Source organism: Streptomyces sp. iso_384 (assembly GCF_056172905.1).
This window is the reverse complement of record NZ_JBWBTT010000001.1, coordinates 2,784,128-2,800,193: the sequence shown is the minus strand read 5'-3', so window position 1 is coordinate 2,800,193 and position 16,066 is coordinate 2,784,128. Positions and strand designations below refer to the sequence as shown.

Here is a 16,066-nt window from a genome sequence, read left to right as displayed (position 1 = left end):
ACCCACCGGACCCCGTCCGCCGCACACCGCGGCGGGCGGGGTCCGCGCGTCGGCCTCAGCCCGCCGCGGGAGCACCTCCCGCGGCGGGAGCGCCTCCCGCCGCGGGAGCGCCTTCTTCCCGCGGAGCGTCACCCTCCGGGCGAGCCGCCCGGTCACCCGTGAGGTACTCCGGGGACTCGAAGCGCCGGAACGACGCATCGATGTGCGCCAGCCTGCGCAGCGCGCCGAACATCGCCTCGCCGAGGACGGTCCCCACGACGACGCTCTCGACCAGGTCCTCGCGGGCCACCCGCCGCTGTACGTAGTCGAGGTCGGCGTGGGCGACCGGCTCGGCGGCGTCCGCGTAGACGTCCATCAGGTCGATGTATCCGCCGTGCCCGGCCCGGCGCAGCGCGGCCAGCACCTGAGCCAGCGATTCGGCGGCGGGGCTCTGCGCGTCGGCCTGCCAGTCGCGCCGCAGCAGCAGCTCGGCCACCTCCTCGCGCGCCTCCTCCAGTTCGGGACCCGCCTGCTCCTCGCCGGTCGGTGTGACGCCGTCCGCCGCGACACCGAGCACCTTGTGCACCGGCTGCTCGGGGTCGTCCATGGCTCCCAGGACCTCGCCGATGGCGGCGAGCGAGAGGCCTCCGACATCCAGCAGCGCCCGGATCAGCCGCAGTCTGCGCTCGTGCCCGGAGCCGTAATGCGCCTGGTTCGGGCTGGTCAACTCCCCTGCGGCCAGCAGACCTTCACGTAGGTAGTACTTGATCGTCGGCACCGGAACCCCGGACCTGCGACTCAACTCACCGATGCGCACCGCGTGTTCGTCCTTCCGCCCTTGCCAGAAACCACCCCCATCATAGATAGTCCACCTATCGGATAGCGGACAGCGTGGCTATCCATACTGACCGCATCACCACCGCATCACCACAGGGGGTCTCCCATGCCGTCGTGGCGTTCCTGGCATCGCCCATTAGTCGTCCTCTCCGCCGCGATGGCCGCTCTCGCCGTCGTCTCCGCCGTCGGACTCGTGGTCGACGACCGGGTCCTGGTGGGGGCGCCGATCTGGGCGAAGCCGTTCAAGTTCAGCGTGTCCTTCGTCGCGTACTGCCTGACGCTGGCCTGGATGCTGACGCTCCTCACCCGCGGGCGGCGGATCGGCCGGTGGGCGGGGCACGTGGTCGTGCTGACGAGCCTGGTCGAGATGGTGATCATCACCGTGCAGGTCGTCCGGGGGAAGCGCAGCCACTTCAACACCGCGACCGCCTTCGACTCGGCGCTGTGGAACGCGATGGGCATGACCATCGTCGCCCTGTGGACGGCCACTCTGGTGATCGCCGTCCTGTTGCTGCGTACCCGCATCGCCGACCGTGCGGAGGCCCTGGCCGTCCGGGGCGGGCTGCTGATCGCCCTGGCCGGCGCGGCACTCGGCTTCCTGATGTCGCTGCCGAGCGAGAGCCGGCAGGCGGCCGGGAATCTCGACGCCGCCGACACGATGGGCGCGCACTCCGTGGGCGTACCGGACGGCGGCCCGTCCATGCCCCTGACCGGCTGGTCGACGACCGGCGGCGATCTGCGGGCCCCGCACTTCGTGGGCATGCACGCGCTCCAGCTGATACCGCTCCTGCTGATCGCGCTGGTCCTGCTCGCGCCCCGGTTCACCCCGCTGCGCGACGCCGGGGTGCGGCTGCGCCTCGTCCGGGTCGCCGTGGCCGGTTACGCGGCGTTCGTCGCGCTCATCACCTGGCAGGCGCTCCGGGGCCAGCCGCTGATCCACCCGGACGGGGTCACACTGGCCGCCGCCGGAGCGATCCTCGCGGCGGTGGCGGGCGGCGCCCGGGCCGCACTGCGCCCGGCCGCCGGCGAACACCCGGTCCGTACCGCCCACGACGACAAGGAGCCCGTCGTATGACCGGCGCACTCTTCGAGATCACGTTCTATCTGGCCGCACCCTTCTGGCTACTGATGATCTTCGCCCCGACCTGGTCAGGCACCGCCCGCGTCGTCGCCTCGCCGCTGACCGTGCTGCCGGTGCTCGCCGTCTACGTCGTCCTGGTCGTGCCGGTGTTCCCGGAACTCTGGACGGCGGTGAGCAGCCCGGACATCGACACCTTCCGTGATCTGACGGCGCTGGCCGGCGGAGCGGGCGCCATCTGGGCGCAGGTGATCGCCTGGGATCTTCTGCTGGGGCAGTGGATGTATCTGCAGAGCCGGAAGCTGGGGCTCTCGCCGTGGCTGATGGGGCCGCTGCTGGTGCTGACGATCCTGCTGGCGCCGTTCGGGCTGCTGCTCTTCCTCGCCGTCCGCGCCGTCCGGCTGCGGGGGCGGGAACCGATCCCCGGCTGAGTCACGCGTCCTCCCGGGCCCGGTCTGGAAAGATCGCGGACATCCGACCAATCCGCACGGGCGCCGGCTCCGAATCACTTGCGGAAACAACGATCGCCCCGGGAGGAAACCCGCGTGAAGGAAGCCGTACACATCAGTGGGGTGCCCTCGCCCGGTCCCGATCTCCAGGAGCTTCTGGTGCGGGTCGCACGGGGTGACCAGGACGCGTTCGCCTCGGTGTACGACGCGGTGAGCGGCCCCGTGCTCGGCCTGGTGCGCAGCGTTCTGCGGGACCCGGCCCAGTCGGAGGAGGTGGCGCAGGAGGTGCTGGTGGAGGTGTGGCGCACCGCGCCCCGCTTCCAGGCCTCCCGGGGCAGCGCGATGAACTGGGTACTGACCCTGGCCCACCACCGGGCCGTCGACCGGGTCCGCTCCGCCGAGGCCGCAGCCGCCCGGGAGCACAAGGCGGCGCTGCTGGATCGGACACCCGCCTTCGACGAGGTGTCCGAACAGGTCGAGACCCGGCTGGAGAGAGAACAGGTACGGCGCTGTATGCGCACCCTGTCCGAGCTGCAACGGGAGTCGGTGACCCTCGCCTACTACCGGGGCCTGACCTACCGTGAGGTCTCCGAGCTCCTCTCCGTGCCGCTCGGCACCATCAAGACACGACTCCGCGACGGCCTCATCCGGCTGCGCGACTGCCTGGGGGTGAGCGCATGAGCACGGCCGAACTGCACACGCTGACCGGGGCCTACGCCCTGCATGCGCTGCCGGAGTCCGAACAGCGGGCGTTCGAACAGCATCTGGAGGACTGCGAGGCCTGCGCCCAGGAGGTACTGGAGCTGTCGGCCACCGCCGCCCGGCTCGGGCTCGCCGTCGCCGAGACCCCGCCGCGCGAGCTGCGCGAGAGGGTGCTGCGGGAGATCACGACCGTACGCCAGGACGCTCCAGCGCACGGCAGACGTGAACGGACCGGCGGCAGGGGGCGCACCGGACGGTGGTACGCCTACGCGCTGGCCGCCTGCGTCGCGGCGGCCGCCGCGTTCGGCGGGGTCGCGGTATGGCAGAACCAGCTGGCGCAGGACGCGCGGCAGGAGGCGAACCAGGCGCAGCGGCAGAACGAGCAGTTGGCGCGGGTGCTCTCCGCCCCGGACGCGAAGACCTCGTCGGGCGAGCTGACGGGTGGGGCTCGCGGCACCGTCGTCGTCTCGCAGAGCCAGAACCGCGCGGTGTTCCTGGCCTCGGGCATGGCGCCGCCGCCGAGCGGCAAGGTCTACCAGATCTGGTTCAACGACGAGGGCACCATGCGCTCGGCCGGGCTGATGGACCCGAAGGCGAGCGACGACGCGGTCCTGCTGGACGGGTCGGTGGACCAGGCGTCCGGGATGGGCATCACGGTCGAGCCCGCGGGCGGCTCCGCCGAACCGACTTCGGAGCCGGTGGCGCTGATGGACTTCCCGACAGCCTGACGACGCTTCGCCCACGAGTAACGCAAGGGAGCACACGTTCCATGAGTAGTGTCGCGGTGGTGCTGTTCACCTCCGACCTGCGTCTGCACGACCATCCGGTGCTGCGTGGCGCCCTGCGGGACGCGGACGAGGTCGTCCCGCTGTTCGTGCGGGACGACGCCGTCCACCGCGCCGGGTTCGACGCGCCCAACCGGCTGGCGTTCCTCGCGGACTGCCTGGCGGACCTGGACGCCGGACTCCGTGACCGCGGCGGGAGACTGATCGTCCGCCGGGGCGAGAGCGCCCGCGAGGTGAAACGGGTCGTCGAGCAGACCGGGGCAGGCTCCGTGCACATCGCCGCCGGGGTCAGCGGGTACGCGGCACAGCGTGAGGAGCGCATCCGGGAGGCCCTCTCGGGCACCGGCTGCGAGTTGCGCGTCCATGACGCGGTGGTCACCGCGCTCGCCCCGGGCCGGGTGGTCCCGACGGGCGGCAAGGATCACTTCGCGGTGTTCACCCCGTACTTCCGCCGTTGGGAGGCGGAGGGAGTACGGGGCGCACTGGCCGCTCCCCGCACGGTCCGGGTGCCCGACGGCGTGTCCGGCGACGCGCTCCCGGACCGGGACGCCGTCGGGCACGTCTCCCCCGGTCTCGCCCGGGGCGGCGAGGAGGCGGGACGCAAGCTGGTGACGTCCTGGCTCCACGGCCCCATGGCCGACTACGAGGACGGCCACGACGACCTGGCCGGCGACGCGACGTCCCGGCTCTCCCCGCATCTGCACTTCGGTACGGTCTCCGCCGCCGAACTGGCCAACCGCGCACGGGAGAAGGGCGGCGCCGGCGGCGAGGCGTTCGTACGGCAACTGGCCTGGCGCGACTTCCACCACCAGGTCCTCGCCGCCCGGCCCGACGCCTCCTGGTCCGACTACCGGCCGCGCCAGGACCGGTGGCGCTCCGACGCGGACGAGATCGAGGCCTGGAAGTCCGGGCACACGGGCTATCCGCTGGTGGACGCGGCGATGCGGCAGCTCGCGCACGAGGGCTGGATGCACAACCGGGGCCGGATGCTGGCCGCGAGCTTCCTCACGAAGACGCTGTACGTGGACTGGCGGGTGGGCGCCCGGCACTTCCTGGACCTGCTGGTCGACGGCGATGTGGCGAACAACCAGCTCAACTGGCAGTGGGTGGCGGGCACCGGCACGGACACCCGGCCCAACCGGGTGCTCAACCCGGTGATCCAGGGCAAACGCTTCGATCCGCGCGGCGACTACGTACGCCGCTGGGTGCCGGAGCTGGCGGAGCTGGAGGGGCCCGGGATCCACGAACCCTGGAAGCTGGAGGGCCTGGACCGGGCGGGCGTCGACTATCCCGACCCGGTGGTGGACCTGGCCGAGGCGCGGGCCCGCTTCGAACGGGCGCGCGGCCTGGACTGAGCCGTACGACCACCCGGAAGGGGCCTGTTCCGCGCGGCTGCGGAACAGGCCCCTTCCGGGTTTCTCACGCCCGGCGCGGCGGCCGCGGGAAGAAGCCGCTCGTCCGGGCCCGGTACTCGGCGAACCCGGGCCGGTCGGCCATGTGACGCTCCAGCAGGGCAGCGCCGCTGCCCTTGGTGAGCAGGAAGCTCATCAGCAGCGGGGCGACGACGGTGGCGGCAGCGGCGGCCGGGGCCTGGCAGACGAAAAGGAAGAGGCCCCACCAGACGCAGAAGTCCCCGAAGTAGTTCGGATGGCGGGTCCAGGACCACAGCCCCCGGTCCATGATCGTGCCCTTGTTGGCGGGGTCGGCCTTGAACCGGGCGAGCTGGGCGTCGCCGATCGCCTCGAAGGCCAGCCCGACCGCCCACAGCAGCACCCCCGCCCAGGCCCACCAGGCCAGTGGCGCGGTGAGGTACTGGGCGGCCTGCACCGGGAGCGAGACGAGCCAGACCAGCGCGCCCTGGAGCAGATACACCTTGCGCAGGGCGTACAGCTGGGGGTTGCCAGGGGCTTTGGCCAGCATCTTCGCGTAGCGCGGGTCCTCTCCGTGGCCCTTCCCGCGCCGCCCGATATGGACGGCGAGGCGCACCCCCCAGATCACCGTCAGCGCGGTGACCAGGAGCCGGCGGCCGTCGTCGCCGACATCCGCCGAGAGAGCGTAGGAGACCAGGGCGACGACGGCGAAGCCGAGGCCCCAGGCGATGTCGACGATCCGGTGCACGCCCTTGTTCAGGGCGACGGCGAAGGTGACGAGCATGACGCCGAGGGCGGCGACGGCCGCGCCCGCGAGTCCGTTCGCGAACGCGGCCCAGGCGAAGCCGCTCACCGGTCCGCTCCCGGCTTCTCCGGCTCGTACCAGCCCCGCCGGGTGGCCGGCATCGCGGCGGAGCCGACCGGATCGGGCCGTACGGTCAGGATCTGGTCGACGCCCATCCGCCGTTCCTCGAACGCGAGCGCGCCACCGACGAGATAGAGCCGCCACACCCGCGCGGTCTGCTCCCCGACCAGGGCGACGAACTCCGCCCAGCGCTCCTCCAGCGTCCGCCGCCAGGCCTCCACCGTCAGCACGTAGTGCTCGCGCAGCGACTCGACGTCACGCACTTCGAGACCGGCGCCCTCCAGCAGGGCGACGGTCTCACCGAGCGGCCGCATGTGCATGTCGGGGGCGATGTACGACTCGATGAACGCGCCGCCGCCCGGGGCGGTCGTGCCCCGGGACATCTGCTGGACCAGGGCCCGTCCGCGCGGCCGGAGGGAGTCGTGCAGGATCCGGGTGAACGCCGGGTACTCGGCGTCTCCGACGTGCTCGCCCATCTCGACGGTGGACACGGCGTCGTACGCGCCCCGGGTCTCCGGCCGCTCCGCGATGTCCCGGTAGTCGATGTTCAGCACCTCGACGAGGTCGCCGAGCCCGCGTGCCGCGACCTGTTCCCGTACGTACGCGGCCTGTTCGGCGGCGAGGGTGACGGCGGTGACCCGGACGCCGTGGCGTCTCGCCGCGTACAGGGTCAGCGAACCCCAGCCGCAGCCGATGTCCAGCAGCCGTGTGCCGGGCCGCAGTCCGAGCTTGCGGCAGATCAGCTCCAGCTTGTCGCGCTGGGCGTCGGCCGGGCCGTAGTCGGGGGCGTCGCTGGTCCAGTAGCCGCAGGAGTACGCCATCGTCGCGTCGAGGAGCAGGGCGTAGAAGGCGTTGGACAGGTCGTAGTGGTGGCTGATCGCCGCCCGGTCGCGGGCCTTGCTGTGCAGCTCCCCGCGCAGTCCCGCGCGGGCTGCGGGCACCGGTGGCCGGGGGCCGACCGCGCCGAGGCGCAGGGCGAGGCCGGCCGCCCTGACGCGGTCGGCGAGGGCGGGCGCGGGCGCGGCGAGACCGCGTTCGCGCACGGCGCGGCGCATGGCGCGCAGCCCGTCGCCGAGGTCGGCGTCCAGGTCGATGTCGCCGGTGATGTAGGCCTCGGCGAGACCGAGTTCGCCCGGTTCCCACAGCAGACGGCGCAGGGCTCTACGGGTCCGCACGTGGACGGTGGGGGCGTCGCGGGGCCCGGTCTCGCTGCCGTCCCACATCCGTACCCGGACCGGCAGTGCGCCGCCGAGGAAGCGCTCGATCAGCGGTTCGACGCGCTGGGCGGCCCCGGTCGGGGTGCGCCGGGCGGGGGGCTTGGCTGCGGTCGTGGTCACGCGGTCTCCTCGCGGGTCAGCAGCAGTTGCTGCACATCGAGATAGCCGGAGCGGAAACCCGCTTCGGAGTAGGCGAGATAGAAGGTCCACATCCGGCGGAAGACGGCGTCGAAACCGAGGGCGTCGACCTCGGCGGCCCGTTCGGTGAACCTCTCCCGCCACAGCCGGAGCGTCTCGGCGTAGTGCGCGCCGAAGCGGATGCGCCGGGTGGTGCGCAGGCTCGTGCGGCCGGTGGTGATCCGCTCCACGGCCTCGGTGGAGGGCAGCAGTCCGCCGGGGAAGATGTACTTCTGGATCCAGGTGTACGTGGAGCGGCTGGCGCGCAGCCGGTCGTCGGGCATGGTGATGGCCTGGAGGGCGATCCGGCCGCCGGGGGCGAGCAGCCGGTCCAGGGTCTCGAAGTAGACCGGCCAGAACTCCTCGCCGACCGCCTCGACCATCTCGACGCTGACGATGGCGTCGTAGTCGCCGGTGACCTGGCGGTAGTCGCTCAGCCGCACCTCGACACGGTCCTCGAACCCGGCCTCGCGGATGCGGGTACGGGCCAGTTCGCGCTGTTCGGCGGAGAGGGTGACGGTGGTGACCCGGGCGCCGCGGGCGGCCGCGCGGACGGCCAGTTCGCCCCAGCCGGTGCCGATCTCCAGGAGGCGGGTGCCCTCGGTGACCCCGGCGGCGTCGAGCAGCCGGTCGATCTTGCGGTGCTGGGCGGCGGGCAGCAGCTCGTGCTCGGCGGGGAAGCCGCGGAAGACGGCGGAGGAGTAGGAGAGCGTCTCGTCGAGGAAGAGGGCGAAGAGCTCGTTGGACAGGTCGTAGTGGTGGCTGATGTTGTCCCGGGAGCCCTCGGGGGTGTTCAGCTGCGCGGCGGGCCTGCGCAGTGCCCAGATGCCGCGCAGGCGTTGCAGCGGCCGGGGGACGAGGTCGGCCGCGTGGTCGGCGAGCACGGTCAGTACCCCGACCAGGTCCGGCGCGTCCCACTCCCCCGCCATGTACGACTCGCCGAAGCCGATGAGTCCGCTCGCGCCGATCCGCCGGAAGAAGGCGTCGGGGTCGCGGATGACCATGAGCGGCCCGCCGAGACCGATGTCGCCCCGGCCCGCCAGCCGGGCGCGCAGCGGAAGCCGGGCGAGCGCGCGGCGGACGATGCGTTCGGCGACGGCGGTCCGGGCGCGGGAGGCCCGGGGCAGGGTGACGACGTCGGGCCAGCGTTCCGGGTCGGTCCCGGGGGTGTGCTCTGCCGGCGGCGCAGAGGTGGGAACGGTCACTGCATACCTTCCTGAGTGCGGTGCGGGGGACGGGGCTGCACGGGGAGCCCGCGGAGATACAGCCGGATGCCGTGCAGGCGGATCGCGGCGGAGACGAGGACGGTGGAGAGGGGGTGGCGCAGGGCGAGGCGCACCAGCTCGCGAGGGGTCGCCGGGCGGCGTCCTCCGCGTACGGTCGCGGTGAACGGGCGGCCGCCGTCGCGCTCCAGATGGATGCTCAGGTCGAGACGGGCCCCGGGTTCGGGCAGCCGCATGCGGTAGCCGCCGTCCACGGGGAAGAACGGCGAGACGTAGAACTCCTTGCCGGTCACCGCACGGTGGTCCTCATCGGGACGCAGCAGATAGCCGTGCCGTCCGCCGTACGTGTTGTGCACCTCGGCGACGACGCAGAGCAGGCTGCCGTCGGCGCGGTGGCACCAGTAGACGGTGATCGGGTTGAAGACGTACCCGAAGACCCGGGCCTGGGTGAGCATGGTGACCGTGCCGTCGTCGCCCAGCTCCACGCCCCGGGCCCGCAGGAAACGCTCAAGACCCGCGCGGATGGTGGGCGCGGTGCCGCCGAAGTGGTCGCGGGCGTCGAACCGGGCCAGCGGCCGCAGGGCGCGCGGCAGCCGGGGCGGCCGGTCGGGGTCGATCAGCCACAGATAGGTGCGGTGCCGGAACGCGTACGTCGTCGGCCGGGTCCGTACGTGCGTGATGGTGCACGGGTAGAGGGCGTTCACCACCTCACCCCAAGGGCGGCGGCGGCCTCGGCCCCCGAACGGCAGCCGTCCTCGTGGAACCCCCAGCCGTGGTAGGCCCCCGCGTAGGCGGTGACGGGACCGGACAGGGCGGGCAGCCGGGCCTGGGCGGCGACCGACGCCGGGGTGTAGACGGGGTGTTCGTAGACCATGCGGGCGCGCACGGTGTCCGGGTCGACCCGGTCGGCGCCGTTCAGCGTGACGACGAAGGTGTCCGGGGCGTCGAGCCGCTGGAGCAGGTTCATGTCGTAGCTGACGGTGACGCGGTCGGCGTCGGCGGCGCACGAGGGCATCAGGTAGTTCCAGGAGGCCCTGGCTCCCCGGGCGCGCGGCAGCAGGGCGGTGTCCGTGTGCAGCAGGGTCGGGTTGCGGGAGTAGCGGAACGCGCCGAGCGTGTTGCGCTCGGCGTCGGTCGGGTCGGCGAGCAGCCGCAGCGCCTGGTCGGGGTGGGTGGCGATGACGACGGAGTCGTACGGAGTGGTGGTGCCGTCCTCGGTGGTGACCTCGACGCCGTCCGCGTGCCGGGTGATGGCGCGCACCGGGGTCGCGGTGTGCACGGCGGTGAGCTGCTTGACGACGCGGTCGACGTAACTGCGCGAACCGCCGGTGACGGTGCGCCAGACCGGCGAGCCCCCGATGGAGAGCATGCCGTGGTGATCGAGGAAGCGGAACAGATAGCGGGCCGGGTAGCGCAGGGCGGTGACCGGGTCGCAGGACCAGACGGCGGAGACCATGGGGGTGAGGAAGTGGGCGTGGAAGTACGGTGAGAAGCGCCCGCGCCGGGCGAACTCCCCCAGCGTCATCCCGCTCGCACCGCTCTCCGGCAGCGCCAGCAGGGCCCGGGCCGCACGGTGGAAGCGCGGCACCTCGGCGAGCATCCGCAGATAGGGGCCGCGCACGGCGGAACGCGGCTGCGCGAAGAGCCCGGCGGGCCCGCGCGCCCCGGCGTACTCCAGGCCGCACCCCTCGCACCGTACGGACATCGACATCTCGGACTCCTGCGTGGCGACCCCGAGCTCGTCGAAGAGGCGCAACAGATGGGGGTACGTCCGCCGGTTGTGCACGATGAACCCGGAGTCGACGCGGTGCACCCGGCCGTCGGACGCGCCCAGATCATGGGTGTGGGCGTGGCCGCCGACGCGGTCGTCCGCCTCGTACAGCGTCACCTCATGAGCGTCGCGGAGAACGTGGGCGGCGGTCAGTCCCGCCACCCCGGACCCCACCACGGCCGTCCGCCGCCGTTCCCCTGCCATGCCGGCTCCCTCCGGTCCTTCCGCACTGGTCGGAGCGGTGCTGGAACGCTCCTCAACACTCCATTCGTGGCCGGGAGCCGAACGGATTGGTCGATCGCCGACTCTGCTCCGAACGAGTGAATGAGATCCCGGGACCAATCCGCGGCCGGGCCGGCGCCGAACCCCTGGTGTGAGAACAGACCGGAACGATGCGCGGATGGACGGGGCGCTCCTGCCCCGGCGGTCCCGCCCCGCGCGTGGCTGAACGCCGGGCGCCCGACCTCGCGGTCCACCCCTGCGCGCGACCGGCCCACCCCTATCCCACCCCCCGCTTCGCACGACACCTTCGATTCAGGAGAACGCCATGAACACGCTCCTCTTCCGCCGCGCAGCCGTAGCCGTGTCCGCAGCAGCCGTGCTGCCGCTGACGCTGACGGCCTGCTCGTCGGACGACTCCTCCAAGGACTCGGCCGCAGGCTCGACGCCCAGCGCCTCCGCGCCGGCGAGCCCCTCGGCCGATGCCCCGGCGACCATGGACAAGCCGTTCGGCCCGGCCTGTTCGTCGGTGCCGAAGGAAGGCGCGGGCTCGTTCGACGGCATGGCCAAGGACCCGGTCGCCACGGCCGCCTCGAACAACGAGGAGCTGTCGACGCTGGTGGCCGCCGTGAAGCAGGCGGGCCTGGTCGACACGCTCAACAACGCGGAGAACATCACGGTGTTCGCCCCGACCAACGACGCCTTCGCGAAGATCCCGAAGGCCGACCTGGACGCACTCCTGGCGAACAAGGCCGAGCTCACCAAGGTGCTCACGTACCACGTGGTGGGCGAGAAGCTGACGCCGCAGCAGCTGGAGAAGGGCTCCTTCGACACACTGGAGAAGAGCGAGCTGACGACGGCCGGCTCGGGCACCGAGTACACCGTGAACGACTCCTCGAAGGTCGTCTGCGGCAATGTCCCGACCGCCAACGCGACGGTCTACATCGTCGACACGGTCCTGATGCCCCCGAAGTAACCCCCCTGTTTCCCCCCACGGACGAGGGGCGGGAAGCCGCGCACACCGCGGCTCCCCGCCCCTCGTCGTCCTATGCCTTCCCTGACGGCGCCGGAACGCTGTGCGGAGGCGGCGGCCGGGATGCGGGCGACCACATCGGCGGTGTACTTCGCGCACGCCGGGCGCCCGGCGACGATGGCGGCGGCCCGCCGGATCGCGGCGCTGACCCACGGAGACCGGGCGGCCTGGGAGGGCACCGCGGTCTTTCATGAGCTGGTCCGGGTGGCCCTGGCGGGCGGCGACCCGCTCGCCGCCGTACCCGGGGCGCTGGCCCAGGTGCACCCCGGCCATCGGGTCCGCTGGTCGACGGTGCTGGCGCCCGACTGGCACCCGGGCCTGGCGACCGAGTTCAACGGTGCGGTGTGGCCCTGTCTGGGCACCGCGCTCTGGGCGCTGCGCACGACGGACACGTTCGAGCGGGCTCTGGCGTCCGCCGTCGACGTGGGCGGGGACACCGACACGGTGGCGGCCGTGACGGGCGGCCTGGCGAGAGCGGTGTACGGCATCGGCGCGGTCCAGGACCGCTGGACCGAGATCCTGCACGTACCGCTGCCCGGCTACGGCGACCGCCGCCTGAGCACGGAGGACCTCCGCGCCCTGGCCGCCCGGCCGGCTGGACGCCGAGGGCCCCCGGACCGCCTGAGGATTCCCCTCCGAGAACATTGCCCGAAATATACACATAAGCGTCAGATAAGAGCACTATGGAGGAAAGGGCGCCTGCCGCATCCATCCGCACCGCGGCGGGGCCGCAGAACGAAGGAGACGAAATCTCATGAGCAACGTCTCACACGCGAGGAGCGACATATCGGGCCACCCCGATGCCTCCGAAATGCGTGCGCGCTACGACCGCGTGATGGGCGGCCGCGATGTGGCGCTGGTGGACGCGCCGGTGTTCCTCGTCGGTCTCTACTGCGCCGTTTCCCCGTGGGTGCTGCACTTCACGGCCAGCCAGCCGGCCCTGGTGACGCACAACCTGGTGATGGGCATCGCCATCGCGGTCCTGGCCCTCGGCTTCACCATGATGCCCGAGCGTATGTCCGGCCTGAGCTGGGCGCTCTGCGCGATCGGGGCGTGGATCATCGTGTCGACCTGGGTGGTGGGCAGCAGCCCCGACGCCGGGGTCGTGATCAACAACATCATCGTCGGCGGACTGGCGGTCCTGCTGGGCATGGTCTGCGCAGGAGTCGCGGCCAAGAGCCGCAACACCTGACCACGACACCGACGACCAACCCCGACAACCCCCGCCCCTCTTCCAGCCACCGAGCCCCATCCAGCCCCTCCGGCATTCGAGGAGCGGGGCTTGTCCCTCAGCCCCCGGCACTTGAGGAGCGGGGTTCACCCCTCAGCCCTTCCAGCTCGGCGCCAGAGGAGCAGGGTCCGCTTTCCAGCCCCCGGGCCCCATCCAGCCCCTCCGGCGTTCGAGGAGCGGGGGTTGTCTCTCTGCCCCCGGCACTTGAGGAGCGAGGTCCGGGGCGGAGCCCCGAAACCAGCCCGTACGGCGCTTGAGGACGAAGACGCCCAGCCCCACCCCCGGGTCACCCGACCGAGCTGTAAGCCACCACCCCCCGCAACACCGCGTCCACCGCCTTACGCGCATTCCTCGCCACCCCGGAAGCCCCCGCCCCCGCATCCCGAGGAGCCGCCGCTGCCACCTGCCCCAGCACATCGATCACCTGCTTGCACCACCGTACGAAGTCCCCCGCCGGCATCTCCGCCTCGCGCAGCACCTCGTCCAGCGTCCGGCCGGAGGCCCACATGTAGACCGCCCAGGCGAAGCCGAGATCGGGCTCGCGCTGCCCGACCCCCTCCGTCTGGTTGATCTTGAAGTCCTCCTCCAGGGCATCCAGCCGCCCCCAGATCCGCACCATCTCGCCCATGGCGACCTTGGCCGGCCCGGACGGCAGCTTCGGTGCCACCGCGTCATCGGCCTGCCGCGCCTCGTACACCAACGCCGATACGCAAGCCGCCAGTTCGGCGGGGTTGAGCCCTTCCCAGACCCCCTCCCGCAGACACTCGCTGGCGAGCAGATCCAGCTCCCCGTACAACCGGGCCAGCCGCCGCCCGTTCTCCGTGACCTCGTTGCCCCGGAGGTAGTCCATCTCCGTCAGGAGCGCGACGATTCGGTCGAAGGTCCGGGCGATCGTGTTCGTCCGCCCCTCGATCCGCTTCTCCAGCTGCCGGGTGTCCCGCTGCAGCCGGTGGTAGCGCTCGGCCCACCGCGCGTGGTCCTCCCGCTCGTCGCACCCGTGGCACGGGTGGGCGCGCAGCTCGGTCCGCAACCGGGCGATCTCCCGGTCGTCGGCGGCCGGCGCCCGCCCCTTGCGGTGCCGGTCGGGCACGATGTGCCCGGCCTTGGACCGCAGCGCGGAGGCCAGATCGCGCCGGGACTGCGGCGAGCGCGCGTTGAACGACTTCGGGACGCGCATCCGGTCCAGCGCCTCGACCGGCACCGGAAAGTCCATCGAGGCCAGCCGCTTGACCTGCCGCTCGGCGGTCAGCACCAGCGGACGCGGCCCGTCGTGGTGGTCGAACCCCCGGTGCCCGTTGGCCCGCCCGGCGGGCAGGCCCGGGTCCAGCACCAGCGCCAGACCCGCGAACTTCCCCGTCGGCACATGGATGATGTCACCGGGCTTCAGCTTCTCCAGCGAGGAGGCCGCCGCCGCCCGCCGCTGCGCCGCCCCCTGCTTGGCCAGCTCCGTCTCGCGGTCCTTGAGGTCGCGGCGCAGCCGCGCGTACTCCTCGAAGTCGCCGAGGTGGCAGGTCATGCCCTCCTTGTAGCCCTCCAGGCCCTCCTCGTTGCGCTGGACCTGCCGCGAGATCCCGACGACCGACTTGTCGGCCTGGAACTGGGCGAACGAGGTCTCCAGCAGCTCCCGCGAGCGGTGCCGCCCGAACTGCTGCACCAGGTTGACCGCCATGTTGTACGAGGGGCGGAAACTGGAGCGCAGCGGATACGTACGCGTCCCGGCGAGGCCGGCCAGCGCCGTCGGGTCCATACCGCGCTGCCACAGGACCACCGCATGGCCCTCGACGTCGATGCCGCGACGCCCGGCCCGGCCGGTGAGCTGGGTGTACTCGCCGGGGGTGATGTCGGCGTGCTGCTCGCCGTTCCACTTGACGAGCTTCTCCAACACCACGGAGCGCGCGGGCATGTTGATGCCGAGCGCGAGGGTCTCGGTGGCGAAGACGGCCTTCACCAGACCCTTGACGAACAGCTCCTCGACGACCTCCTTGAAGGTCGGGAGCATGCCCGCGTGGTGCGCGGCGATGCCCCGCTCCAGCCCTTCGAGCCACTCGTAGTAGCCCAGGACGTGCAGGTCCTCACCGGGGATGGAGGCGGTGCGCTCCTCGACGATCTCGCGGACCAGCCGGCGCTTGTCCTCGTCGTTGAGGCGGAGTCCGGCGTACAGGCACTGCTGTACGGCGGCCTCACAGCCGGCCCGGCTGAAGATGAAGGTGATGGCCGGCAGCAGGCCCTCGTTGTCCAGCCGGTCGATGACCTCGGGGCGGCCCGGTGTCCAGATCCGGCCGCGCTGCCGCCGCTCACGCTCGCGGTCGGCCTCGCGCACCATCTTGCCCCGGCGGCGGTCGCGCGGGTTGTAGGTGTTCTGGCTCTCCTGCCGGGCGAGGCGGACCAGGTCCGGGTTGACCTCGCGGCGTCCGGCGCCCCGGCCGCCGTGGTCGGTCGCCTCCTCGAAGAGGTCGTACATCTTGCGGCCGGCCATCACGTGCTGCCAGAGCGGCACCGGGCGGTGCTCGGAGACGATCACCTCGGTGTCGCCGCGCACGGTGTCCAGCCAGTCGCCGAACTCCTCCGCGTTGGAGACGGTCGCCGACAGGGAGACCAGCGTCACCGACTCCGGCAGGTGGATGATCACTTCCTCCCACACCGCGCCCCGGAAGCGGTCGGAGAGGTAGTGCACCTCGTCCATGACCACATAGCCGAGCCCGGAGAGCGACTGGGAGCCCGCGTACAGCATGTTCCGCAGGACCTCGGTGGTCATCACGACCACCGGCGCCTCGGAGTTGACGCTGTTGTCGCCGGTCAGCAGGCCGACCTTGTCCGCGCCGTACCGCTTGACGAGATCGGCGAACTTCTGGTTGGAGAGCGCCTTGATCGGCGTGGTGTAGAAGCACTTGCGGCCCTGCTCCAGGGCCAAATGCACGGCGAACTCGCCGACGATCGTCTTGCCCGACCCCGTCGGGGCCGCGACCAGCACCCCCTTGCCCGCCTCAAGGGCCTGGCAGGCCTCGATCTGGAATGGGTCGAGGCCGAACTCGTACATCTCCCGGAAAGGCCCGAGGGCCGTCGCCATCTCGGCCGCGCGGGCCCGGGATGCCTGGTATCGCTCAGCTGGTGAGAAGTCCTCTGTCATCTT

Annotated in this window: 14 protein-coding genes and 1 pseudogene; 8 read left to right on the top strand and 7 right to left on the bottom strand. The window is 72.0% G+C overall.

All coding sequences use genetic code 11. From position 1 onward, the window contains the following. Window positions 1-55: 55 nt before the first annotated feature. Window positions 56-757, bottom strand: coding sequence for a MerR family transcriptional regulator (locus AC0VY3_RS12365; RefSeq protein WP_475549603.1), 702 nt, complete (start codon window positions 755-757; stop codon window positions 56-58). A 216-nt stretch (window positions 758-973) separates the two neighbouring features. Here AC0VY3_RS12365 and AC0VY3_RS12360 point away from each other — a divergent pair, with 216 nt between their 5' ends. The 5 genes from AC0VY3_RS12360 (at window position 974) to AC0VY3_RS12340 (ending at window position 5,185) form a co-directional block, all read left to right on the top strand. Then, window positions 974-1,891, top strand: coding sequence for a hypothetical protein (locus AC0VY3_RS12360; RefSeq protein ID WP_181010770.1), 918 nt, complete (start codon window positions 974-976; stop codon window positions 1,889-1,891). Then, window positions 1,888-2,325, top strand: coding sequence for an ABA4-like family protein (locus AC0VY3_RS12355; RefSeq protein ID WP_103508024.1), 438 nt, complete (start codon window positions 1,888-1,890; stop codon window positions 2,323-2,325). Before AC0VY3_RS12360 ends, AC0VY3_RS12355 begins: the two co-directional genes overlap by 4 nt. Window positions 2,326-2,439: 114 nt before the next feature. Next, window positions 2,440-3,024 carry a sigma-70 family RNA polymerase sigma factor gene (locus tag AC0VY3_RS12350; RefSeq protein WP_103508025.1) on the top strand — a complete coding sequence of 195 codons (585 nt, stop codon included), beginning with the start codon at window positions 2,440-2,442 and terminating at the stop codon, window positions 3,022-3,024. Then, complete coding sequence (locus AC0VY3_RS12345) at window positions 3,021-3,773, top strand: anti-sigma factor (RefSeq protein ID WP_103508026.1); 753 nt, start codon at window positions 3,021-3,023, stop codon at window positions 3,771-3,773. The genes AC0VY3_RS12350 and AC0VY3_RS12345 overlap by 4 nt, the downstream gene beginning before the upstream one ends. 41 nt (window positions 3,774-3,814) lie before the next feature. Then, the gene (locus AC0VY3_RS12340) at window positions 3,815-5,185 is read left to right on the top strand and encodes a cryptochrome/photolyase family protein (RefSeq protein ID WP_475549602.1); all 1,371 of its coding nucleotides are present in this window, start codon (window positions 3,815-3,817) and stop codon (window positions 5,183-5,185) included. Between the two features lie 64 nt (window positions 5,186-5,249). Here AC0VY3_RS12340 and AC0VY3_RS12335 read toward each other — a convergent pair whose 3' ends face one another. From AC0VY3_RS12335 to AC0VY3_RS12315, 5 genes are read right to left on the bottom strand one after another with little or no spacing between them, the layout of a single operon-like run. Next, complete coding sequence (locus AC0VY3_RS12335) at window positions 5,250-6,053, bottom strand: DUF1295 domain-containing protein (RefSeq protein WP_103508028.1); 804 nt, start codon at window positions 6,051-6,053, stop codon at window positions 5,250-5,252. After that, entirely contained in the window at window positions 6,050-7,402 is a 1,353-nt protein-coding gene (locus AC0VY3_RS12330) for a class I SAM-dependent methyltransferase (RefSeq protein WP_475549601.1), read from the bottom strand. The genes AC0VY3_RS12335 and AC0VY3_RS12330 overlap by 4 nt, the downstream gene beginning before the upstream one ends. Next, window positions 7,399-8,664, bottom strand: coding sequence for an SAM-dependent methyltransferase (locus tag AC0VY3_RS12325; protein WP_103506965.1), 1,266 nt, complete (start codon window positions 8,662-8,664; stop codon window positions 7,399-7,401). The genes AC0VY3_RS12330 and AC0VY3_RS12325 overlap by 4 nt, the downstream gene beginning before the upstream one ends. Next, window positions 8,661-9,386 carry a DUF1365 domain-containing protein gene (locus tag AC0VY3_RS12320; RefSeq protein ID WP_242737282.1) on the bottom strand — a complete coding sequence of 242 codons (726 nt, stop codon included), beginning with the start codon at window positions 9,384-9,386 and terminating at the stop codon, window positions 8,661-8,663. The genes AC0VY3_RS12325 and AC0VY3_RS12320 overlap by 4 nt, the downstream gene beginning before the upstream one ends. Then, window positions 9,383-10,657 (bottom strand): NAD(P)/FAD-dependent oxidoreductase, encoded by a 1,275-nt coding sequence (locus tag AC0VY3_RS12315; protein ID WP_242737280.1) that lies wholly within the window; start codon window positions 10,655-10,657, stop codon window positions 9,383-9,385. The genes AC0VY3_RS12320 and AC0VY3_RS12315 overlap by 4 nt, the downstream gene beginning before the upstream one ends. A 343-nt stretch (window positions 10,658-11,000) precedes the next feature. Between AC0VY3_RS12315 and AC0VY3_RS12310 the strand changes: the two genes are divergently transcribed. The 3 genes and pseudogenes from AC0VY3_RS12310 (at window position 11,001) to AC0VY3_RS12300 (ending at window position 12,897) form a co-directional block, all read left to right on the top strand. Then, a complete protein-coding gene (locus AC0VY3_RS12310; RefSeq protein ID WP_475549600.1) occupies window positions 11,001-11,648 on the top strand; it encodes a fasciclin domain-containing protein in 648 nt (215 codons plus the stop codon). Between the two features lie 117 nt (window positions 11,649-11,765). Next, window positions 11,766-12,302: pseudogene (locus AC0VY3_RS12305) on the top strand (ADP-ribosylglycohydrolase family protein); the annotation flags it as partial. Window positions 12,303-12,459: 157 nt separating this feature from the next. Then, the gene (locus tag AC0VY3_RS12300) at window positions 12,460-12,897 is read left to right on the top strand and encodes an SPW repeat protein (protein WP_103506969.1); all 438 of its coding nucleotides are present in this window, start codon (window positions 12,460-12,462) and stop codon (window positions 12,895-12,897) included. 325 nt (window positions 12,898-13,222) lie between these two features. Here AC0VY3_RS12300 and AC0VY3_RS12295 read toward each other — a convergent pair whose 3' ends face one another. Beyond that, window positions 13,223-16,063, bottom strand: coding sequence for a DEAD/DEAH box helicase (locus AC0VY3_RS12295; RefSeq protein ID WP_103506970.1), 2,841 nt, complete (start codon window positions 16,061-16,063; stop codon window positions 13,223-13,225). Between the last annotated feature and the right edge of the window lie 3 nt (window positions 16,064-16,066).